Source organism: Vibrio ponticus (genome assembly GCF_009938225.1).
In the GTDB taxonomy this organism is placed as follows: Bacteria; Pseudomonadota; Gammaproteobacteria; order Enterobacterales; family Vibrionaceae; genus Vibrio; species Vibrio ponticus.
The window spans coordinates 3147930-3170759 of sequence record NZ_AP019657.1 but is presented as its reverse complement, the minus strand read 5'-3'; the positions used below and the strand labels follow the sequence as shown (position 1 = coordinate 3170759).

22 protein-coding genes are annotated in these 22830 nt (G+C 47.2%); 6 read left to right on the top strand and 16 right to left on the bottom strand.

Annotated elements, in window-relative coordinates; genetic code table 11:
• Window positions 1-19: 19 nt before the first annotated feature.
• The 4 genes from slyD to kefG form a co-directional block, all read right to left on the bottom strand.
• Window positions 20-595 carry a peptidylprolyl isomerase gene (gene slyD / locus GZN30_RS14310; protein WP_075651062.1) on the bottom strand — a complete coding sequence of 192 codons (576 nt, stop codon included), beginning with the start codon at window positions 593-595 and terminating at the stop codon, window positions 20-22.
• Window positions 596-682: 87 nt separating this feature from the next.
• Window positions 683-877, bottom strand: coding sequence for a YheV family putative zinc ribbon protein (locus GZN30_RS14305; RefSeq protein WP_075651064.1), 195 nt, complete (start codon window positions 875-877; stop codon window positions 683-685).
• 43 nt (window positions 878-920) lie between these two features.
• Window positions 921-2717, bottom strand: coding sequence for a glutathione-regulated potassium-efflux system protein KefB (gene kefB, locus GZN30_RS14300; RefSeq protein WP_075651066.1), 1797 nt, complete (start codon window positions 2715-2717; stop codon window positions 921-923).
• Window positions 2701-3327 (bottom strand): glutathione-regulated potassium-efflux system ancillary protein KefG, encoded by a 627-nt coding sequence (gene kefG / locus GZN30_RS14295; protein WP_075651068.1) that lies wholly within the window; start codon window positions 3325-3327, stop codon window positions 2701-2703. Before kefG ends, kefB begins: the two co-directional genes overlap by 17 nt.
• 134 nt (window positions 3328-3461) lie before the next feature.
• On the opposite strand from kefG, the gene GZN30_RS14290 reads away from it, so the two are divergent.
• The 6 genes from GZN30_RS14290 to crp all read left to right on the top strand — a co-directional run bounded on the left by GZN30_RS14290 (window position 3462) and on the right by crp (window position 9199).
• Window positions 3462-5384, top strand: coding sequence for an ABC transporter ATP-binding protein (locus GZN30_RS14290; RefSeq protein ID WP_075651070.1), 1923 nt, complete (start codon window positions 3462-3464; stop codon window positions 5382-5384).
• Window positions 5381-5869: a TIGR02444 family protein gene (locus GZN30_RS14285; RefSeq protein WP_075651072.1), complete on the top strand. Its 489-nt coding sequence runs from the start codon at window positions 5381-5383 to the stop codon at window positions 5867-5869. The genes GZN30_RS14290 and GZN30_RS14285 overlap by 4 nt, the downstream gene beginning before the upstream one ends.
• Complete coding sequence (locus GZN30_RS14280) at window positions 5866-6840, top strand: hydrolase (protein WP_075651074.1); 975 nt, start codon at window positions 5866-5868, stop codon at window positions 6838-6840. The genes GZN30_RS14285 and GZN30_RS14280 overlap by 4 nt, the downstream gene beginning before the upstream one ends.
• 53 nt (window positions 6841-6893) lie before the next feature.
• Window positions 6894-7106 (top strand): YheU family protein, encoded by a 213-nt coding sequence (locus tag GZN30_RS14275; RefSeq protein ID WP_075651076.1) that lies wholly within the window; start codon window positions 6894-6896, stop codon window positions 7104-7106.
• A gap of 192 nt (window positions 7107-7298) precedes the next feature.
• Window positions 7299-8168 carry a phosphoribulokinase gene (locus tag GZN30_RS14270; protein ID WP_075651078.1) on the top strand — a complete coding sequence of 290 codons (870 nt, stop codon included), beginning with the start codon at window positions 7299-7301 and terminating at the stop codon, window positions 8166-8168.
• Between the two features lie 398 nt (window positions 8169-8566).
• Window positions 8567-9199, top strand: coding sequence for a cAMP-activated global transcriptional regulator CRP (crp, locus tag GZN30_RS14265; RefSeq protein WP_005597159.1), 633 nt, complete (start codon window positions 8567-8569; stop codon window positions 9197-9199).
• 450 nt (window positions 9200-9649) lie between these two features.
• Here the strand turns inward: crp and GZN30_RS14260 are convergent, their stop codons facing one another.
• The 12 genes from GZN30_RS14260 to aroK all read right to left on the bottom strand — a co-directional run bounded on the left by GZN30_RS14260 (window position 9650) and on the right by aroK (window position 22689).
• The gene (locus GZN30_RS14260; protein ID WP_075651888.1) at window positions 9650-10441 is read right to left on the bottom strand and encodes a DUF1338 domain-containing protein; all 792 of its coding nucleotides are present in this window, start codon (window positions 10439-10441) and stop codon (window positions 9650-9652) included.
• A gap of 113 nt (window positions 10442-10554) precedes the next feature.
• Entirely contained in the window at window positions 10555-12012 is a 1458-nt protein-coding gene (gene astD / locus GZN30_RS14255; RefSeq protein WP_075651886.1) for a succinylglutamate-semialdehyde dehydrogenase, read from the bottom strand.
• A gap of 25 nt (window positions 12013-12037) precedes the next feature.
• On the bottom strand, window positions 12038-13057 hold the full coding sequence (gene astA, locus GZN30_RS14250; RefSeq protein WP_075651884.1) for an arginine N-succinyltransferase: 1020 nt from the start codon (window positions 13055-13057) through the stop codon (window positions 12038-12040).
• A gap of 137 nt (window positions 13058-13194) precedes the next feature.
• Window positions 13195-14409 (bottom strand): aspartate aminotransferase family protein, encoded by a 1215-nt coding sequence (locus tag GZN30_RS14245; protein ID WP_075651882.1) that lies wholly within the window; start codon window positions 14407-14409, stop codon window positions 13195-13197.
• Between the two features lie 686 nt (window positions 14410-15095).
• Window positions 15096-15674 (bottom strand): aminodeoxychorismate/anthranilate synthase component II, encoded by a 579-nt coding sequence (locus GZN30_RS14240; RefSeq protein WP_075651880.1) that lies wholly within the window; start codon window positions 15672-15674, stop codon window positions 15096-15098.
• A gap of 140 nt (window positions 15675-15814) precedes the next feature.
• Window positions 15815-16831 (bottom strand): tryptophan--tRNA ligase, encoded by a 1017-nt coding sequence (trpS, locus tag GZN30_RS14235; protein ID WP_075651878.1) that lies wholly within the window; start codon window positions 16829-16831, stop codon window positions 15815-15817.
• A gap of 237 nt (window positions 16832-17068) precedes the next feature.
• Window positions 17069-17749, bottom strand: coding sequence for a phosphoglycolate phosphatase (locus GZN30_RS14230; protein WP_075651876.1), 681 nt, complete (start codon window positions 17747-17749; stop codon window positions 17069-17071).
• A gap of 39 nt (window positions 17750-17788) precedes the next feature.
• Window positions 17789-18460 (bottom strand): ribulose-phosphate 3-epimerase, encoded by a 672-nt coding sequence (gene rpe, locus GZN30_RS14225; protein ID WP_075651874.1) that lies wholly within the window; start codon window positions 18458-18460, stop codon window positions 17789-17791.
• Window positions 18461-18560: 100 nt separating this feature from the next.
• Entirely contained in the window at window positions 18561-19385 is an 825-nt protein-coding gene (locus GZN30_RS14220; protein WP_075651872.1) for a Dam family site-specific DNA-(adenine-N6)-methyltransferase, read from the bottom strand.
• Window positions 19386-19518: 133 nt separating this feature from the next.
• Window positions 19519-20997, bottom strand: coding sequence for an AAA family ATPase (locus GZN30_RS14215; protein WP_075651870.1), 1479 nt, complete (start codon window positions 20995-20997; stop codon window positions 19519-19521).
• 54 nt (window positions 20998-21051) lie between these two features.
• Entirely contained in the window at window positions 21052-22140 is a 1089-nt protein-coding gene (aroB, locus tag GZN30_RS14210; protein ID WP_075651868.1) for a 3-dehydroquinate synthase, read from the bottom strand.
• A gap of 30 nt (window positions 22141-22170) precedes the next feature.
• Window positions 22171-22689 (bottom strand): shikimate kinase AroK, encoded by a 519-nt coding sequence (gene aroK / locus GZN30_RS14205; RefSeq protein WP_075651866.1) that lies wholly within the window; start codon window positions 22687-22689, stop codon window positions 22171-22173.
• Between the last annotated feature and the right edge of the window lie 141 nt (window positions 22690-22830).

Here is a 22830-nt window from a genome sequence, read left to right as displayed (position 1 = left end):
GCTCTAAGCAAAACTGCGATTAGTGAGAACCACAACCGCCGCCACCGCAGCACTCGTGATCGTCGCCTTTATCTTCGCCACCACAGCAGCCGCCTTCGTGGTCATGGTCGTGACCACCACAGCAACCACCACCTTGGTGGATGTGACCGTGTTCGATCTCTTCTGCTGTTGCTTCACGTACTGCGACAACTTCAACTTCAAACGTTAGAGTTTGACCAGCTAGCATGTGGTTACCGTCAACAACAACTTCGTCGCCATCAACTTCAGTCACTTCTACCGGGATTGGACCTTGGTCAGTATCCGCTAGGAAACGCATACCCACTTCGATTTGGTCAACACCGTGGAATACATTTGCAGGAACGCGTTGAACTAGGTCATCGCTGTGCTCGCCGTATGCTTCTTCTGGAGCTACAGTTACTTCGAATTTGTCGCCAGCTTGCTTACCTTCTAGAGCTTTCTCTAGACCAGTAATTAGGTTGTTATTACCGTGTAGGTAGTCTAGTGGAGCATCAACTGTTGATTGGTCAACAACTGCGCCATCTTCTAGTTTAACTTGGTACACTAGGCTTACGACTACGTTCTTTTCAATTTTCATAATTGCTCCAAGGCATTATCGAGACCCAGATAACTGGGATGTAAAACATTACCCTGCGTATTATGGGGATGAATTTGAGAAACACAATTATTCCGGTCTAAAAATCCCGATCATATTTTCATCAGCGCGAGTGGTTTGCTCGACGGATTGCGGTTTACGTTGATCTTGGTAATTGCAGTCAACACACTCTACTAACTCAATATTGTTCTCAATCCACCAGCGCAGGCTGTCCTGTTGTTGGCATTTCGGGCAACTCGCTCCGGCGATAAATCTTTTCTTCATCTGACACTCTTTTCCTTGGCATTACTGTTGTTATCGAGATCTCTCAGTCCCAAAAATTCTTAGTCTGCTGATCGTTTTCCATTTCACGACCAAAAATCTCTTCAAGTTCTTTACGTGCTTCCTTCGCTCTTTGGGCTAATTGTTTATCTTCGCTATGCTGTGGAAGTAACTCTTTCAGCATCGCATTATCTAATTTTCTAAAGTGTGATTCTGCGCGCTGTGCCTGATATGGGTGCATACCTAACTCAATCAGCGCCAACTTACCAAGATCGAGTGCGCCAAGAAAGGTCTCACGGGAGTACTTATCGACGCCATGACTGAGTAATTGATAAGCTTCAACACGGCTACGTGCACGGGCGAGAATTTTAAGATGAGGAAAATGCTGCTTACACAAATCCACGATCTGCATGATTTCATCGGGAGAATCGGTACAAAGAATGATTGCTTCCGCTTTACTCGCCCCTGCAGCGCGGAGCAGATCGAGTTGAGTCGCGTCACCATAAAACACTTTGTAGCCATACTTTCTCAACAGCTTTATTTGACTGGCATCGCTCTCTAAAATAGTCAGTTTGATTTTATTGGCGTAAAGCAAACGCCCAACGATCTGACCAAATCGCCCGAAACCGGCAATGATCACCCGCGGTTGGTTATCCACAACATCACTTGAGAGCTGTGTATCATCATCTAGGTTTAAACTCAGCGCATACCATTTCTCTTGTCCCATCAGCAACAGCGGTGTGGTCACCATCGACAAACTCACCACCACCAACAGAAATGCCGTTTGCTCTGCGCTGAGTAGATTTTGACTTTGCGCCGCGGTAAAGATGACAAAAGCAAACTCGCCACCTTGGCTCAGAATGGCTGCCATGCGACTACGAGATTTGGCTCGGCTGCCTGCCGCGCGCGCTAAAGCATAAAGCAGTAACCCCTTAACCGTGATCAAAGCTAAAACGCCCAACAAAATCTTCCACGGATGCAGCGCTAATAGACCAAGGTTAACCGCCATACCGACAGCAATGAAAAACAGCCCAAGCAACAACCCTTTAAACGGCTCGATGGCGATTTCTAATTCATGGCGATACTCACTTTCTGCCAGCAGTACCCCTGCCAGAAATGCCCCCAGTGCCATTGATAACCCGAGTTGCTTCATGATCAGCGCAATACCAATCACCAACAGTAGCGCCGCGACAGTAAACAGTTCTCGCACACCACTGGCAACCACATAGCGAAACAGTGGTCGCAATAAGAAGTGTCCGCCGACTAAAAGCCCGAGAACACCACCTAGCATCCATAAACCATCTTGCCAATTACCACTGGTGTTACCCGCCAACAAAGGCAACATCGCCAGCATCGGGATCACCGCAATATCCTGGAACAGCAAAACCGCAAAACCCGATTGCCCCGTTTCACTCCCTGCCAGCCCCTGCTCCTCTATCACCCGTAAAGCGATCGCGGTAGACGAGAGCGCCAAGCCCATACCTATGGTTAAACTGACCTGCCACGACAACCCCATCGCATTGGCAACACTGGCAATAAAGGCGGTAGTTAACACCACCTGTGCACCACCGAGACCGAGAATCGGACCTCGCAGTTGCCACAACTTTTTAGGATTAAGCTCTAAACCAATCAGAAACAGCAGCAGCACCACACCAAATTCGGCAAAATGAAGTATTGCCTCTACATCGCGGATCAGCCCCAGCCCCCAAGGACCTATCGCCACACCAGCAAGTAGGTAGCCCAAGACCGACCCTAACCCAAGACGCTGCGCCAATGGTACGGCAACGACCGCAGCCGTTAGGAAGATCGCACTACTTTGCAGAAAATCACTTTCTAGAGCCATGGCTACCTCCTTGCCTATTGGAGTGCAAGTTCACCACTTCACCACTGATCACACTCACATCTTGCAGTGGCTTGAGTAGCCATTGACGATAGCGCTCTGCATGCGCTTCTCGCTCACCATCAGAAACGTTACGCGCCCAATAAAGCACTAAAGGCTCAATCCAATTCATGCGACATAAGGCTGCCGTCAGTTCAAACGGTTGCAGGATCTGTTCAAGGGGATATTTGTTGTAACCATGCTCGCCAAAAGCTTCTTGCTTACCACCCGTGGTGATCACGCTGCGCCAATATTTGCCACGCAGTGCGCTTCCCTCACCATAAGCAAAACCTTTTTTACCTAATACTCGGTCAAGCCACTCTTTGAGTAATGACGGACAGGAGTAGAGGTACATAGGGTGATGAAACACGATCACATCATGCTCTAGTAGCGCTTGATGTTCTGCACTAACATCAATAAAAAAATCGGGATAAAGGGCGTAAAGATCGCGCACAGTGACATTATCTAGTGAGGCGATCTTATTGATCATCACTTGATTGGCGACGGACGTTTGTGATTCCGGATGAGCGTAAATAACTAGTACTTTCGACTGGGCAGTAGCTGATAAATCCATTACTTGTACAGCATTCCTTTTATTTTCGTTATCATTTTGTTATACGCGGTTGAGAGGGATAACGCAATGATCGACTTTTTCGACCAATCCTCCTACTATGCGTGCGGAAACGATTAAAGAAAAAACAAAACTCTATGATTACCTTCTCTGATATTCAATTGCTACGCGGCGGTAAACCCCTGCTAGAAAATGCATCTGCAACCATCCACCCTGGCGATAAAGTCGGTCTAGTGGGTAAGAACGGTTGTGGTAAGTCGACCCTCTTTGCTTTGATCAAAGATGAACTTTCTATTGATGCTGGTAATTTTAGCAAACCAGCGCACTGGGAGTTAGCTTGGGTCGCTCAGGAAACCCCTGCACTTGACCGAACCGCACTTGAATATGTGATTGATGGTGATCGTGAGTACCGCGCCCTTGAGCAACAACTGGCGCAAGCTGAGCAAGCGGATAACGGCACACTCGTCGCTGAGCTGCATGGCAAAATCGAAACCATCGGTGGCTACAGTATTCGTGCTCGTGCGGCAGAACTCTTGGATGGTCTGGGCTTTACTCAGCCACAGATGAGTTGGCACCTCACTCAGTTCTCTGGTGGTTGGCGTATGCGTCTTAACCTTGCGCAAGCACTGCTATGCCGCTCTGACCTGCTATTGCTCGACGAGCCAACCAACCACTTGGACTTAGATGCGGTAATGTGGCTAGAACGCTGGCTACAAAACTATCCAGGTACATTAGTGCTGATCTCACACGACCGTGATTTCCTTGACCCAATCGTCGGTCGCATCATTCACGTTGAAAACCAAAAGCTGAATGAGTACACCGGTAACTACTCATCGTTTGAAGATCAACGTGCGCAGAAACTGATCCTGCAACAAGCTATGTATGCCAAACAGCAAAAGCATATGGCACACATGCAAAGCTATATTGATCGTTTCCGCTACAAAGCTTCGAAAGCGCGCCAAGCACAAAGCCGCATCAAAGCCCTTGAGCGAATGGAAAAAGTGCTACCTGCGCAGTTTGATAACCCATTTAGTTTTGAATTCCGTGAGCCAGAAGCCTTGCCAAACCCAATCATTATGATGGATGAAGCATCAGCCGGTTACGGTGATAACCTAATTCTCGAGAAAATCCGTCTTAACCTCGTACCGGGTAGCCGCATTGGTCTACTGGGTCGTAACGGTGCGGGTAAATCGACGCTGATCAAATTGCTCTCTGGTGAGCATAAGCCTCAAAGCGGTGAACTGACATACTCTCAAGGGGTAAAAATCGGTTACTTTGCCCAGCATCAGTTAGAAACACTACACCCTGAAGAAACGCCTTTGCAGCACATGATGCAGATCGCGCCAAAACACACCGAACAACAACTGCGCGATTACCTAGGTAGCTTTGGCTTCCAAGGCGACAAAGCGTTGGAGAAAGTGGCACCTTTCTCTGGTGGTGAAAAAGCGCGTTTGGTATTGGCATTAATAGTGTGGCAAAAGCCAAACTTGCTGCTGCTCGACGAACCAACCAACCACTTGGACTTGGATATGCGTCAGGCATTAACCATGGCACTGCAAACCTTTGAAGGTGCAATGGTGATTGTCTCCCACGACCGTTACCTACTGCGTGCGACCACCGATGACCTTTACCTCGTCCATGACCGCCAAGTAGCGCCATTTGATGGTGACTTGAACGACTACTACAAGTGGCTGACAGAGCAACAAAAAGCGGATCGTCGTGAAGCACAAGCGGAACAACCAGAGAAAAATACCGCCAACAGTGCCGCAGCGAAAAAAGATCAAAAACGTCGCGAAGCCGAGTTCCGTAAACTGACTGCCCCAATTCGCAAAAACCTGTCCAAACTCGAAGAGAAAATGGATAAATTAGGTGAACAACTTGCCAATGCAGAGCAACAATTAGCGGATAACTCACTGTATGAAGCCGAAAACAAGGCTAAACTTAATCAAGTTCTCGCGATACAAGCCTCCAGCAAAGCTGAGTTAGAAGACGTAGAAATGGAATGGATGGCTCTTCAAGAAGAGCTAGAGCAGATGGAACAGGAGTTCAGTGATCAATGAGTAATGAGCGCGTATACCTTTCACTTACCCTAGAACGCCTTTGGCAGTTTAGCTTGCAATACTACAGTGTGCGAGAAGTGAAAGAAGCGTGCTTAACTCTGCAAAACCATCACCATGGTAACGTTAACCTCCTGCTGCTTCTCAAGTGGCTGGATGAACAAGGCGCGACTATCGCGCCACAAGATTGGGCTCAAGTCGAACAGTGCTTGAGCCGCTCTGAAACGCTTCTCAGCAGCTTCCGAGAACTACGCCGAAAACTCAAACGTAATGTGCCCGATACCTTGTATCGTGAAACCTTACAATTTGAACTACAACTAGAAAAGCAACAACAGTCAGATTTAGTTGATTGCATCAATGGGCTTACTCTGCACAACGCCGATGATGAGTCCCTAACTCTGCGTTATTGTCGTCAGTTAGATGGAGAGCACCTTTACTCCATTTTCTCTCAACCCTTTGTACCGGATAACCCAACTGACACGCTATGACAAACTTTACTGCTGCCTCGGGCATGACCAATCCCCACATGCAAACTCTAGCGCCACGTTTTATTCGTAAAAAAGCGCTGTTTGAACCCATTTGGCAAACCCTCGATACCCCAGACGGTGATTTTATCGATCTTGCTTGGAGTGAAGATCCCCACTCCGATGCTGCACAAAACAAACCGCTGTTTATTCTGTTTCATGGTTTAGAGGGTTGTTTTTATAGCCCATACGCCAATGGATTGATGTCAGCCTTCGCCAAGCAAGGTTGGCTATCGGTGATGATGCATTTTCGCGGTTGTAGCGGTAAGCCGAATCGCTTGCCACGCGCCTATCACTCCGGTGAAGTAGAAGATGCACGTTTCTTCTTAGAGCACATTGAGCAGCAATTTCCTCAACAGACCAAAGTTGCGGTAGGCATTTCTCTCGGCGGTAATATGCTGGCTAACTATCTAGCTGAGTATGCTGATGAACCACTGCTCAATGCCGCATCGATTATCTCGGCACCACTCGACCTCTCAGCATGCTCAAGTCGTATTGAACAAGGTTTCTCGAAGCTCTACAAAGCCTACTTACTTAAGTCACTCAAGCGTAACGCGCTGCGCAAGCACCATCTACTTAAAGGTGAACTTGGGCTCACCTACCAAACCATTAAGCGCGTGACTAAGTTATACGACTTTGACGATTTGATTACCGCGCCACTGCATGGCTTTAAAGATGCAGAAGATTATTATCAGCGCTGCTCAGGCATCCATCGCCTGCAACAGATCAAACTGCCAACCCAGATCATTCACGCCAAAGATGATCCCTTTATGACTGATGCGGTGATCCCTCACTTTGTGCTGCCTGACAATATCGACTATCGACTGCTGGATAACGGCGGGCACGTCGGCTTTGTCACTGGCTCACTGCTCAAACCAAGATTCTGGCTAGAAGAGATGCTACCCGCTTACTATCAGCCACTAAAAACCGCATAATGTTAGAGCCAGCAAGACTGGCTCTCTCCCAATCATAAAAGTAAGAGGTATTTATGATTATCCCTTGGCAAGAAATTGCTGCCGATACCCTAGACAATTTAATTCGTGAGTTTGTACTACGTGAAGGAACCGACTACGGTGCGGTTGAGGTTTCACTACAAGCTAAAGTCGATCAAGTAAAAGCTCAGCTCGCTTCTGGCGAGGCAGTGATTGTCTATTCTGAGTTGCACGAAACCGTGGATATTCAGCTTAAACAGAAATTCTAATCTCTATGCGGCATAGACACTTCTGTGCCGCTACACCGTATTTTCTTCACCCATGCCCACAGTAGAATCTTTTAAACAAAAAGTTAAAGCATGTTATATTGCTGTGATATCCAAATAAGTCTGCCCAGCGCAGTACTGACTTGGAACAAACATAATTATTAACAGGAACGTTAGTTTTAGACAGGGTTTGTCATGTCAGCAAAGCATCCAATCATTGCCGTCACTGGTTCTTCTGGTGCGGGTACTACCACGACCTCCGAAGCCTTTCGCAAGATGTTCAATATGATGGACATCAAACCCGCCTGGGTTGAGGGGGATAGCTTCCATCGTTTTACACGTCCTGAAATGGATGTGGAGATCCGCAAAGCCCGTGAACAAGGTCGCCATATCAGCTACTTTGGTCCGCAAGCGAACGACTTCCCTGCTCTGGCTGAGTTTTTCCGTCAATACGGTGAAGATGGCAGCGGTAAAGTCCGTCGCTACTTGCACACTTTTGATGAAGCGGTGCCTTACAACCAAATGCCCGGCACTTTTACGCCATGGCAAGAGCTCCCAGAAGACAGTGATGTTCTGTTCTACGAAGGCTTGCATGGCGGCGTGGTGGATGGTGATGTTAATGTGTCTCAACATGTCGACTTTCTGATTGGCATGGTGCCGATCGTCAACCTTGAGTGGATTCAAAAGTTCGTCCGCGATACTCGTGACCGAGGTCATTCTCGTGAAGCGGTCATGGACTCAATTGTTCGCTCAATGGATGATTACCTAAACTACATTACGCCACAATTTTCTCGCACCCATATTAACTTCCAACGTGTGCCGACCGTGGATACCTCCAACCCGCTGGATGCGAAGGGGATTCCAAGCTTAGATGAAAGCTTTGTGGTAATCCGCTTACGTGGCTTCAAAAACGTTGACTATCCCTACCTATTAGCAATGATAGATGGGTCATTCATGTCGCGTCACAACACGCTCGTTGTCCCTGGTGGCAAAATGAGTTTTGCGATGGAACTGATTGTCAGACCGATTCTTCAGCAGTTAATAGAAACGGGCAAAATTGGCTAAATAGCGTAACCCAAGTCACCTAAAAGTGTGAGTATTACTGAGCGAGTCACGTACAAACGACCTAGAGAATACTTACCCCTGGGCGGCATTGTGCCTGTTACCTTTGTGGTAAATCAGGCACCGTGACGAGACTCTGAAGTCCGCGTTTTTAAGTCATTTAGGTAGCGATAAACGCGATTACTTTTCATACCGTGATCATGTGCACGTTTTCGCTTATAAAATAGCACCCTGTACCCGATTAAAATCAAGAAATCCTTTGGGAAAAAGGATACTATTTGAAACCGAAACACAAGATAGCTTGCAGCACTAGTAAAGTGCTCTTATCCTAGTTATCCCCATTTTGGGCTTAGCAACAACATGGAAAGCGCAAGCGTACCCTGCAGAGGAAGTGAGATATTATGGTTCTAGGTAAACCTCAAACCGATCCAACATTAGAGTGGTTCCTTTCACACTGTCATATTCATAAGTACCCATCAAAAAGCACGCTAATTCATGCGGGCGAGAAAGCAGAAACTTTGTACTACATCGTTAAGGGTTCTGTTGCGGTTCTTATCAAGGACGAAGAAGGTAAGGAAATGATCCTTTCTTACCTAAACCAAGGTGATTTCATCGGTGAGCTTGGTCTATTTGAAGAAGATCAAGAGCGCACAGCTTGGGTTCGTGCCAAGTCTCCTTGTGAAGTAGCTGAAATTTCATTTAAGAAATTCCGTCAACTTATCCAAGTAAACCCAGACATTCTTATGCGTCTGTCTTCGCAAATGGCACGTCGCCTACAAGTGACTAGCCAAAAAGTGGGTGACCTAGCATTCCTAGATGTAACTGGTCGTATCGCGCAAACGCTACTAAACCTAGCGAAACAACCTGATGCGATGACTCACCCAGACGGCATGCAAATCAAGATCACACGTCAAGAAATCGGTCAAATCGTTGGCTGTTCTCGTGAAACGGTTGGTCGTATCTTGAAGATGCTAGAAGAGCAGAACCTAATCTCTGCTCACGGTAAAACTATCGTTGTGTACGGCACTCGCTAATTCACACCTGTGAGCGAATAAGATTACAAAAGCCACCCTCGGGTGGCTTTTTTCTTTAGCGGAATCGAGAATTTGGAACGCTTCGCTCCGAGATCGGACTTCGAGATAAAACAACTTAAACCCCGTTCCATACACGAAGCACTCCAATATCTGTCAGCGGCAGCATTCCGTGTGAGAAGCATTCCCGTAGCCGTAAGCGACAGCGTTCCGTGCGCGAAGCATTCCCGCATCCGTAAGCGGCAGCGTTCCGTGCGCAAAGCATTCCCACATCCGTGAGCGGCAGCGTTCCGTGCGCGAAGCATTCCCACCTCCGTAAGCGGCAGCGTTCCGTGCGCGAAGCATTCCCACCTCCGTAAGCGGCAGCGTTCCGTGCGCGAAGCATTCCCACCTCCGTAAGCGGCAGCGTTCCGTGCGCGAAGCATTCCCACCTCCGTAAGCGGCAGCGTTCCGTTATCCGTTGGTACTCTCAAATATCTTATCGGCTGATGCGGCGACAAAGCCGGGGTAAAGCTCACCGTCTGCCATTGGGTAGCGCTTAGCAAACTCGTAGAAACCTCCGGGGATAAGCACTACCCCATCCTCAAATTCCACTTGAACTTTATCTGCCATGGTAGACGATTGTTCGAGCAACACATCGGGGGAACCTTTTACCTCTCCGCCGGATTGGTTAATCACAAAACCACAAGCTTTGAGATAGTCATTCACCTGTTGCACTTGGTCAAACTGATTGAGCTGATTAACACTCACAGTAAAGTGGTTGGCGCCATAACCGTGCGCGGCTAACCACGCGGCGTACTCACTCTCTTGTGCGAGCAGTTGATAATCTTGATGCGTCAATTGCCAAGGACGACCAGCGTACAAAAACTCACTACCTTGCATATCCTCCGCGGATACTTGAGCAACCAACTGTTTGACTATCGTTTGTAGCTGCGCAGAGCACTCTTCGACTTTAAGTTGACTAATAAACACTTTAGGTTGAGTTGGATCAGGGTGTTGATAGTGCTTGGCGACCAGTTTTTTGGCTTCAAACAGATAATCGCCAGCTTCTTGGTAGCCTAACGCTAAGAAAGGTTTAGCTAACACCTCTAACTCAACTGGCGCTAAGTTGAAGGTACGCAGGGCAATGTGGTCATTGATGAGTGGTTCATCTTCTTGCAGCAGCTTATGCACATTACCCGCTGAGGGGCAAAGGCGTGAGGTATAATCTTCCCATAGCGACTGGAACAATGTATCTGGCGTCATAGCGCCTCCTTGTTTCGGTGTAGGGTGTTGTTATTGTTCTTTGAGTAAGTCAATCAAGTGTAGTGTAAGACTAAGTCACTAGAGTATTAACCTATGTGACTTAGTCTAAGTTTTTACAAGATGATACCCGGGCTTAAGCTATCAGGTAACAAGGTTTGCTCACCTTCCATCGAAGCCATTGGGTAGGCGCAGTAGTCAGCCGCGTAATAAGCACTTGGACGCAAGTTACCCGATGCGCCCGGTCCACCAAATGGCGCATCGCCACTGGCTCCGGTTAACTGACGATTACGGTTAACGATACCGGCGCGAATGTGCTCAACAAAATATTCCCACTCCGCGTCATCGGTGGAGACTAACCCTGCCGACAAACCAAAGCGAGTATCATTGGCGAACTCTACCGCTTGCTCAATGCCTTGATAGCGAATCACTTGCAGTAAAGGACCGAAATACTCTTCATCTGGCAACGATTCGACAGCTGTTACATCAATGATGCCCGGTGAAACAAACGCGCATGAACCTAACTTTGCTTCAATGAGACTTTCACCACCGAGTGACTGCAGGTTTTGCTGAGCATCGAGGATTATGTTCGCTGCCGCTTGAGAGATCTGTGGTCCCATAAAAGGCGCCGGGTCGGCAAAAGGTTGATCAACACGAATATTACGCGTGGCTTCGACCAGTCTCACCAGCAGTTGGTCACCTTTATCACCGCTTGGTATATAAAGTCGGCGCGCACAGGTGCAACGCTGACCAGCACTGATAAATGCGGATTGGATAATGGTATAGACGGTCGCATCAAGATCGCCGTACTGCTCTGAAATCACCATCGGGTTGTTACCGCCCATCTCCAGCGCCAGCATTTTATCTGGCTGACCTGCAAACTGGCGATGCAGTAAGTGTCCAGTATTGGCGCTACCGGTAAACAACAGCCCATCAATCCCTTTTGATTCAGCGAGCGCGATCCCGGTCTCTTTGCCGCCTTGAACTAAGTTAATCACGCCATCAGGCAAACCCGCTTTCTGCCAAAGTTTCATCGCCAGTTCACCCGTCCACGGAGTTTGCTCCGACGGCTTAAACACCACGGTATTACCGGCTAACAGCGCAGGAACGATATGCCCATTGGGTAAATGGGCAGGAAAATTATAAGGACCAAAAACTGCCATAACGCCTAACGGTCTGTGACGCAGCACGATTTGATTACCTGCCGCCTCACGTTGCGACTCACCCGTGCGCTGATGATAAGCTCGAATTGAAATGGCAATTTTACCCGCCATAGCCGCCGCTTCCGTACGCGTTTCCCACAGCGGCTTCCCGGTCTCTTTGGCTATCACCTCAGCAACTTGCTCGCTATTGGCTTTGACCAATTCGGCAAAGCGCAACACGACCGCTTCACGCTGCTCAAAGCTCAGCTTTTTCCAGCTTAAAAATGCCCGTCTTGCGGATGAAACCGCCTCATCCACTTGAGCCGCCGTTGCGCTACGGCTTTGCCATACCACTTCACCACTGTATGGCGTGGTTGACTCTATCGTTTCACCTGCACCTTCTAGCCACTTACCTGCTATCCACTGTGTCATATCATCATTCCTTAACTGTTTGACGTTATTGCGCAAGCATGCGCACGTAATCCCCGTTTTCGACCTGCAAAGCCTCTGCAACATCCGGTGCGATAATGACCGACTCAGTGGCGTGGTCGTGAGCCGCTTTAGCCGCGACGGCTCTAAAGTTTTCAAACGAGGTGTTACTGATCAAATAGTCGTTATCGCTACTGTGCTCACTGATAGCAACTTTGGCGCGGAAAGAGTGACGCACCGATTCGATATTACGCAAATCGCACTCGACGGTTGGACCACCATCAAAAATATCGACGTAATTACGGCAGGTGAAGCCCTCTTTTTCCAATAGGCTCAACGCCGGCTTGGTATTGTCATGCACCTGCCCAATGACCGCTTGCGCTTCTGGGCTAAGCAAATTGATGTAGATAGGTAACTTCGGCATTAGGTCGGCAATAAATCCTTTCTTACCAATCCCGGTTAAGTAATCTGCCATGGTAAAATCGATACTGAAAAAGTTCTCTTGTAGCCATTGCCAAAATGGAGAGTTGCCCTCTTCGTCAGAGACTCCACGCATCTCTGCAAAAACGGTTTTTGAGAAACGATGAGGATGTTCCGCCATCATCAAAAAACGACACTTCGACATCAAGCGTCCATTGAGACCACCACGGAACTTCTCACGCAAAAACAAGGTACAAATTTCACTGCATCCAGTGTAGTTATTACCAAAGGTCAGCAGCTTCACCACATTATTCACCCCCAACTTGGGCGATGAATGAACAATGGTACTGATGTGGTAAGAATAAAACGGCACATCCCAACCAATCGATGCTTCAATACCAGTACAGCCCGCCACTTCATCACTGTCACTATCAAACCCGACCATGAGATAACCTTCATCACCAGGTTCGGTCACTTGGGGTTTAGCGAAGCTATATTCTGAGTGGGTGATACGGTTAGTCAGTAGTTCTTGATTAACCGGTAGAGATGTAAATCCGTGACCTGATTCGACGGCACAGGTGTGCAACGCATCATAGTCTGACATAGAGATAGGACGAACAACCAGCATCGATACTCCCTCCAGATACTGATATCAACACCACAATCTCAAGCTGGCTCAAAGCAAGCGAGTTGCCATGACCAGTTAAGAACCGCTGCGGGGTTGATATAGCGAAAACAGAGCTCTGTTTTCGCTGAATGTTGTAATTAGTTAGTCAGGCTTGCCAGAGCCTTATCCAGTTTTTCTAAACCTTGTTCGATATCTTGCTTACTGATCACTAAAGATGGTGTAAAGCGCACCACATTGGCTCCCGCCACAAGAACCATCAGCCCTTGTTCTCCTGCCGCAACCAACACATCGCGAGCGCGACCTTGCCATTTTTCATTGAGTGCCGCACCAAGCAATAGACCTTTACCACGGATTTCGCTGAAAATCTGATACTTAGCATTGATTTTCTCTAGCCCTGTGCGGAATAGCACTTCACGCTCTTTGACACCTGCCAAAGTTTGGGGCTCACTCACCACATCAATCACCGCTTCTGCAACCGCACAAGCAAGCGGGTTACCGCCATAAGTCGAGCCATGTGTGCCCACTTTTAAATGCTCAGCCAGTTCATTGGTCGTCAGCATTGCGCCAATTGGGAAACCCCCACCGAGAGATTTTGCGGTACTTAAAATATCTGGCGTAATACCCAAACCTTGGTAAGCATAAAACTCTCCAGTACGTCCGTTTCCGGTTTGAACTTCATCAAAGATCAGCAGCGCGTTGTGCTTATCACATAGTTCACGCACGGTTTGAATAAACTCATCGGTGGGTGCAATAATGCCGCCTTCCCCCTGCAATGGCTCCATCATGATCGCGCAAGTGCGATCAGAGATGTGCGCGCGCAAAGCATCAACATCATTATATTCAAGGTGAGTAACGTCACCGGGCTTTGGACCAAAACCGTCTGAATAAGCTTCTTGACCACCGACCGTCACAGTAAAAAATGTCCGCCCGTGGAAGCCTTGTTTAAAGGCGATAATTTCTGATTTTTCCGCGCCATAAACATCCGCCGCATAACGACGAGCCAGTTTGAGCGCCGCTTCATTGGCTTCTGCGCCAGAATTAGCAAAAAAGACCTTATCGGCAAAACAGAGATCGGTCAGTTTTTTCGCCAAACGCAGCGCGGGCTCATTGGTCATGACATTACTTAAATGCCAGATTTTTTGGCTCTGCTCATTAAGTGCCGCAACCATTGCTGGGTGACAATGACCCAAACAGCTCACGGCAATACCACCAGCAAAGTCGATGTATTCTTTACCGTTTTGATCCCATACTCGTGAACCTTCACCTTTTACAGGGATCATTTCCATTGGGCTGTAACAAGGTACCATCACCTCATCAAACAGCGCTCTTTGTACATTCATTTCTACCGTCATCGCACATTCCCTCTCGATACCGCATGCCAATGCAGGTTCTGTATCCTTACACTCGACCTTTCCCAAGTCATCGCAAACTGCTCGGTTTAAAGTCTCTTGACTATAAGTATAGAAACAATTTTTTGTGTTATGCATTCCCTAGCACGGCATTGTATTTACATTTAATTAACCAATTCAATAGTGATTTATGCTGTTTAAATGCAGAAAGATCACTTCATCAAAACAAGCCATGACTATTTATGCATCATTAAACGACTTTTATGAAGCAATTAATAGTTAAGATTGCCATAAGCTAAGGTTTAGAGTGCAGAGAGTTGAGATTGAAGAAGTGAGAATAGAGATGGTAGATGTGAGAATTGAGATAGTAGAACCAAGAGTTGAGATGGGAGATACGAGAAGAGTGGAGAATTGTGAGATTAGAAATTAGATGGAAGGGTTCTGAAATTAGAGTCGAGATAACAGATTTATCACCCGATAGAGAACGAATAGTTTTGCAAAACCCTCTACCCTAACAATCCTGTAAAGCAAATGTTAAAACAGTGAGCTTCATCGACATTTGAAGGTGAGTATCGCGAGTTTGGCATGGTCAAAAGCAATAAAACGAATCTCACCGATCACTGAGACAGATGCGCCGTGTTAGGCGAACAACACCACCAACACAGCAATAACCTCAATAAAGGCTGGGATTAACGCGCAAGGAAGTTAGCCAGCAGTTGATGACCTTGTTCCGTTTTAATCGACTCAGGGTGGAACTGCACCGCATCAATTGGCAAGGTTTTATGCTGATAGCCCATGATCTCATCCATTGAGCCATCTTCAAGTTCCGTCCAAGCTGTCAGTTCAAAGCAATCTGGTAAAGTATCGCTTTTTACTACCAATGAATGGTAACGCGTTACAGTCAAAGGATTGTTCAAGCCTTTAAATACGCTCTCACCAGTGTGACGAATTGGCGATGTTTTGCCATGCATCACTTGGCGTGCTCGCACGACTTCGCCACCAAACACCTGTGCGATCGCTTGATGACCAAGACAAACACCTAAAATTGGCAACTTACCCGCAAAGTGCTCAATCGCTTGTAACGAAATGCCCGCTTCATTGGGCGTACAAGGTCCTGGAGAAATCACCAAGTGGGTTGGCTCAAGCGCTTCAATGCCCAAAATATCAATCTGATCATTGCGTACCACTTGCACCTCAACCCCCAACTCACAAAAGTATTGGTATAGGTTGTAGGTAAACGAATCGTAATTATCAATAATCAGTAACATGACGGATAAACAGCTCAATAATCAATCTTGGTTAGGGCGTGTATTGTGCAATAGTGAACCATAAAGGTCAGCAAAAATTTTCTCGAGTACAAATAAAAAAGGTCAGCATTTCGCTGACCTTCGATTCGTTATGTTATCGCTTATGGGCGAGTAACAAAACCCACTGCTTTATACACTTCTTGCAGTGTAATGGCTGCGCGAGCAGATGCTTTCTCTGCACCTTGCTTCATCACTTGATCCATGTACGCGCGGTCAGCACGAATGCGGTGGTATTCCGCTTGAATCGGCTCAAGCATCGCAACCAGTGCTTCACCAACGTCTTTCTTAAATGGACCGTACATCTCTACGCCTTGGTATTTCGCTTCAATTTCCGCAAAGCTCAAACCTGTTGCAGCTGAGTACAGACCCATTAGGTTAGAGATACCTGCTTTGTTTTCCCAGTCGTTAGCGATACGTGGTGGCGTCTCGGTATCTGTCTGTGCTTTGTTGATCTTCTTGATGATCGACTTAGGATCTTCTAGCAGAGTGATAACGTTCTTACGGTTATCGTCTGATTTAGACATCTTCTTCGTTGCATCTTGCAAGCTCATTACACGCGCATTCACGGTTGGAATGTACGGCTCAGGAATGGTGAAGATTGGATTCTCTGGCGAGTAGATGTTGTTGAAGCGAGTCGCGATATCACGTGCTAGCTCAAGGTGCTGCTTCTGATCGCTGCCTACTGGTACTTGGTGCGCACCGTACAGCAGAATATCCGCAGCCATTAGCACTGGGTAACCAAATAGACCCACGTTCACGTCATTCGCGTAACGTGCAGACTTATCTTTAAACTGAGTCATACGGCTCAGCTCACCCATTTGGGTGTAGCAGTTAAGAAGCCAACCAAGTTGAGCATGCTCTGGTACATGTGACTGAACAAATAGTGTGCTCTTCTGTGGGTCAACACCAACAGCAAGACAGATAGCTAATGCGTCTAGAGTTGCTTCATGCAGCGCTTTAGGATCTTGACGAACCGTAATCGCATGAAGGTCAACTACGCAGTATTGGCAATCGTAATCGTCTTGCATTTGCTGCCATTGACGTAGAGCACCCAAGTAGTTACCGATACTTAGTTCACCTGATGGTTGAACACCACTCAATACGATGGGTTTGCTCATGGATGGATTCCTTTGACTTCTTAATCTAATAAATTGGGGGCATACCGCAAAACATTACTCCTCAATTTTCTGGATGTGATAGCCAGGCGACAAGCAAACGCACCGCTATCCGCATAGTAAACTATGTATTCAAGCTAAGTGCGCGCTGACAACACAGCTACAGCTTTCAGAAAGCCGAGGAGCGCGGTTTAATCAGTGTACTCATAGATGAGTATTTTGAAAGAGATTTTCGTCTACTTACGCAGAAACAGCGATCACTTCGAGTAATTGCGCAATATTATCCGCGACGAAATCAGGACCACTGGCGGAAATAGGTTCACCATGGTTATAGCCATAAGTCAGAGCAAACGACGCACAGCCAGCATTCTTTGCCGCTAAGATATCGTTCTTTGAATCACCAACCATCAGCATTTCATTCGGAGTGCAACCATGCTTTTCCATCAACCAATTCAGTGCAACGGGATTCGGTTTACGCTCAGGGAATGCGTCACCACCGAGCACATCACTAAAGAAATCTGCGATGTTGTGTTGCGCTAGCACATCCGGCACAAACTTAGATGGCTTGTTAGTGACCAACGCCAAAGTAAAGCCCGCTTGCTTTAACTCCGCCAAGGTCTCTTTTACTTGCGGATAAAGGTGCGTCAGTTTATGACCACTCTTTTCGTAGTAGTCATCAAACAATTCACGTCCCTTCGCTCGTAGCTCTGGGCTCAGCTCAGGGTCAATATCAATACTTTGGCTCAGTGCACGAGCAATCAAAATATCGGCACCATTACCCACGTAATCACGCACTTGCTCTTCGCTAACGCCCGCATAGCCTAATTCACGTACCGCTTGATCCGCAGCCACGGCAAGATCAGGCACGCTGTCTAGTAACGTACCGTCAAGATCGAAGGCGATCAGTTTTAATTGGTTCAAAACTCTATCCTACAACTTTAATCGATTAACTATGTGGGCTTATTTTGCTTGCGCAAGCTCGGCACGCATTTCGTCGATAACTTGCTTGTAATCTGGCTGGCTAAAGATCGCCGAACCTGCCACAAACATATCTGCGCCCGCTTCTGCGATTTCGCGAATGTTATCCACTTTTACACCGCCGTCGATTTCAAGACGAATATCGCGACCAGACTCATCGATCATCTTACGCACTGCACGCAATTTATCGAGTGTATTAGGGATAAATGACTGACCACCGAAGCCTGGGTTCACTGACATCAGTAGGATCATATCAACTTTGTCCATGATGTATTCAAGGTGAACCAGCGGTGTAGCAGGGTTTAGCACTACGCCAGCTTTACAGCCGTGTTCTTTGATCAACTGTAGTGTGCGGTCTACGTGTTCAGATGCTTCAATGTGGAAAGTGATCATCGACGCGCCTGCTTTAGCAAAGTCCGGGATGATGCGATCCACTGGTTTTACCATTAGATGAACATCAATTGGCGCGGTAATACCGTAGTCACGTAATGCTTTACACACTGGTGCACCAAAAGTCAGGTTTGGCACATAGTGGTTGTCCATAACGTCAAAGTGCACAACATCCGCACCGGCTGCGAGAACTTTCTCTACGTCTTCACCAAGACGAGCAAAATCCGCAGACAGAATCGAAGGAGCGATAAGGAAATCTTTCATACCTGACCTCAAAAAGTAAATTGGCTTCATTGCGTAAATTTGGCGCAATTCTACCTAAGCGGTCAGGCAGATGATAGTGGTAGGTTAAGAAATGTGTACCCTAGTCGTTATTTGGCTTAAACAGTGCCAACAACTCATCGACTTTATTGCGCCCTGCGCCATTGCGGCTGATGGTGCGCTTGACCTTCACCACGTTCAGTTCTGCACCATGGTACAAACGACGGGTTAATGTGGTGTCGTGGTTCGAGATCAATACTGGAATACCGCGCTGTTTGGCTGTCGTTTCCGCAATATCAGCCAGTGCAGCTTGATCATCAAGCGAGAAGCCATTACCTGCGTATGAGGTAAAGTTAGCGGTATTTGAAAGCGGTGCGTACGGTGGATCGCAATAGACCACGCTGCCTTTACGGGCACGTTTGAACGTCTCTGGGTAACCTTCACAGACAAAGGTTGCTTTCTTCGCTTTCTCAGCAAAAAACTCCAATTCTTTCTCAGGGAAATAAGGTTTTTTGTAAGAGCCAAACGGGACATTGAAGCCGCCTTTTTTGTTGTAACGGCAAAGACCATTAAAACCAAAACGGTTCATGTAAAGGAACGCCAGTGAGCGATACATCACGTTGTCGGTTTTATTAAACTCGGCGCGAATATCGAGATACACCTCTTTGCGGTTGTTTTCAGCCACAAACCAGCGCTTCGCCTCAGTGATGTACTCTTCTGGGTTCTCTTTCAGCAAGTTATAAAGATTGATCAGATCTGGGTTGATATCTGCCAGTAGATATTGCTCATAGTCAGTATTGAGAAATACAGAACCAGCGCCTACGAACGGTTCTACCAACTTGCGCGCTTCAGGCAGATGACGCTGAATATCTTCAACTAGTCCGTATTTTCCGCCAGCCCATTTCAGGAAGGCACGCTGCTTTTTCATCGACTGCTCTATCTATCAACCACAAATTAAGGCTGCGGAATGTAACATATTTAACGCCATACCCAAAGCAATTGGCAGAGTGATTTAGGCTGAGCGAGCAGAAAGTCACTGCTTTCGCTCAAGCTTTATCTAGTTAGTTGCTTCGAGCGATTTCACGCTGCACTTGATTTAGCGATTTTGCCCAAGGTCCAAGCCGTTGAATTGGTTCTGGTAGACCACCCACTGCATCGCGCGCGACCTGAATTGTCGGGTAGTTTTGATAAGTAATAATAAACCACTCAACCCCATCTCTCAGGGTTGGATAGACCATCACTTTATTGTTCAAATCAAAACGGTCGAGGAAGTTTTGCACCTCAGCTAAGCTATTTACCGCCGCCAGTTGCAACGTATAACTGCGTGGAGAAAAGGCATTGAGCTCATCTTTGGCAAAGGAAAAGCGAATCGCAGGCTCTGCCGGTGACGCTGAATCGGCTTCAACCACTTGACGGGTATCATCAACAAATTGTTCCACTTGCGAGATATCCGCTTGCTCTGCTTCATTTTCTAACAAGGCATCAACCACTTCCGATGTAATCACCACTCGCTGAGAGTCATCATCAATCACACCCACGCTTTCTGGTTTTTCCACCACTTCAGGCGGTAAAGCCGTGGAATCGTCTTCTGCACCAATAAATGAAGGGTCAAGCACCTCCGTTTGCTGCTCAGCAATAGATTGAGACTCACCGCCGATGCTTGCATCTGCCGCGCTACTCGCTTGTGGCTGTTCGAGAGTCGGAATAACCGTCTGTTCTAACTCACCCGTGATCTGCTGCGCGGTTTGATCTGGGGTTGGTTGCCCCATCATCCACCAGTAACCACCACCAATCATTGCCAAAAGTAGTAACACCACCAATGCAATATTGAGTGGCGAGCCAATAATTGAACGAATCACAATCTTCTTCTCCACCTTTTGATCCAGCAAAGCCATGATCTCTCCTGGTCGACGCGCAACCGTGCGATAAGCATTTCGCACTCTTCTTTCCATGTCATCTTCGACATAGCGCATCACCAATTGTTCCAAAAATCGTTCCGCTTCTTGCGAGCTAAGTGGTTCAATTTCCAGCTCAATCGGTTTAATTTCTTGTCCGTGACTTAAGCGTCTAAACAGCGCGTCAAGACTGGCTACGCGAGTAAACAGCACGATGTTAATCCGCCAGCGATTGCGATGCTGTGCTTGCATCAATAGCAGCCAGAGCTCAGACAACAAAGATTCATTGAGCAGGTGCGCATCATCGACCACTATGACAATATCACACGTCTCATGCTCCATATTGCGCGTAAAGCTCTCAACCAAGCTATCGGCTGGGTTAAATAACGGCTCTGACAACAACTGAGTGAGAATGGTTGTACGACGCTGCTCATCGGTTTGATTAGGATGACACATCAATAGCGCTTGGTTCTTATCTTGCGCCCATGTTTCTAAAAAACGCTGCGCAAGCCAGGTTTTACCTGCCCCGCTAGCACCAGAGACGGTGACAAAATTAGAAGTAAAATGTGTCAATAATTGCAGCCGTTCCAGCAACTCAATTTGACTATCTAATTCCAATACTCTGGCTTGATGTGTCACACTCATGTTCTCAACCTAAGCTTTTTCTAACTCTGCTCTTTTCAGCCACAGATAGGGCAATTACAGCTCTCGACCAAAGTCTATCGCTTGTTTAATGATTTGTTCAGAAACGCCTTTCACCACTTCTGCACGACCAATATCCGTTGGCAATACAAGACGCAGTTCACCAGCAAGCACTTTCTTATCACGCATCATATGACGCATGAAATCTTCAAAACTCATACTTTCTGGCGTATGTACTGGCAATTTTGCACGTTTCAGTAGCGCAATAATACGCTCGAGTTGCGCTTGAGTGATGTCGCCCAACAATTGTGCGGTTTTAGCTGCCATCACCGTACCCGATGAGACTGCCTCGCCGTGCAACCAATTGCCATAGCCCATCTCAGCTTCAATCGCATGACCAAAAGTGTGTCCAAGATTGAGCAGCGCACGAATGCCCGACTCTTTTTCATCTTGAGAGACCACTTCCGCTTTGATTTCACAGCAACGAGCAATTGCGTAAGTCAGTGCTTTTTCATCATGGGCATACAGCGCATCCAAGTTTTGCTCTAGCCAATCGAAAAACGCTGCATCATAAATAATGCCGTATTTAATCACCTCAGCCATACCTGCCGCAAACTCGCGCTCAGGTAAAGTGGATAGGCAGTTGGTATCAATAATCACCGACTTAGGCTGGTAGAAAGCACCGATCATGTTCTTGCCGAGTGGATGGTTAACCGCCGTCTTTCCGCCAACTGATGAGTCCACTTGTGACAATAAGGTGGTAGGGATCTGAATAAAATCGACCCCGCGCTGGTAACAAGACGCAGCAAAACCCACCAGATCACCAATCACACCGCCACCTAATGCAATCATCACCACATCACGGCTATGGTTGTGCTCAAGCATATAGCTCATCACGGTGTTAAAGGTTTCTAAGGTTTTGTATTGCTCGCCATCAGGCAATTCAAGTAACGATGCTTGGCAGCCATGCTGTGCCAGCATTGAGAGGATTCTATCGGCGTATAACGGCGCAACAGTGACATTACTAATCACTACTACCTTTTGCTTTGCCGTTAGAAGAGAAAGGTGGGCCGGATCATCAAACAATCCGGCACCAATTGATATTGGATAGCTACGTTCACCTAAGCTGACCGTAATCCGTTCCATGGGTATGCTCCAATTCGAGTTAAGTGATTCTTAACTCTCTTCTAGCATTTTTACGATCTGGTTGGCTACCACTTTTGCACTTTGATCGTCTGTGCGTACAGTGTAATCCGCAATTTCAGCGTATAGCGGGTTGCGCTCTTCAGCCAGAGACTCTAGTACATCGCGAGGCTTGTCCGTTTGTAGCAAAGGACGTTTTTTGTCGCGGTTTGTACGTGCAAGTTGTTTTTCAATGGTTGTCTCTAGGTATACAACGATACCGCGAGCAGATAGACGGTTACGGTTTTCTTTGCTCATGATTGAACCACCACCTGTAGCAAGAACGATACCTTGCTCTTCAGTTAGGTCATTAATCACTTTTTCTTCACGAGCGCGGAAGCCTTCTTCACCTTCAACATCGAAAACCCAAGCGATATCTGCGCCTGTGCGTTCTTCGATGACAGTGTCAGAGTCAACAAACTCCATATGAAGCTGTTGAGCTAGATGTCTACCAATCGTACTTTTGCCGGCTCCCATTGGGCCAACAAGGAAAATATTGCGTTTCTCAGCCATGTTTTAGCAGTAATTTACAACGTTAATTCAATGACATCGCCACAAGAAGGGACAGCCTTAAGCTGACTTAGAAGATGCTTGTGACACCTATTCCTCACAGATATTTCGTGATAAGACCCGAAATTATCTAGATAAGGTCGA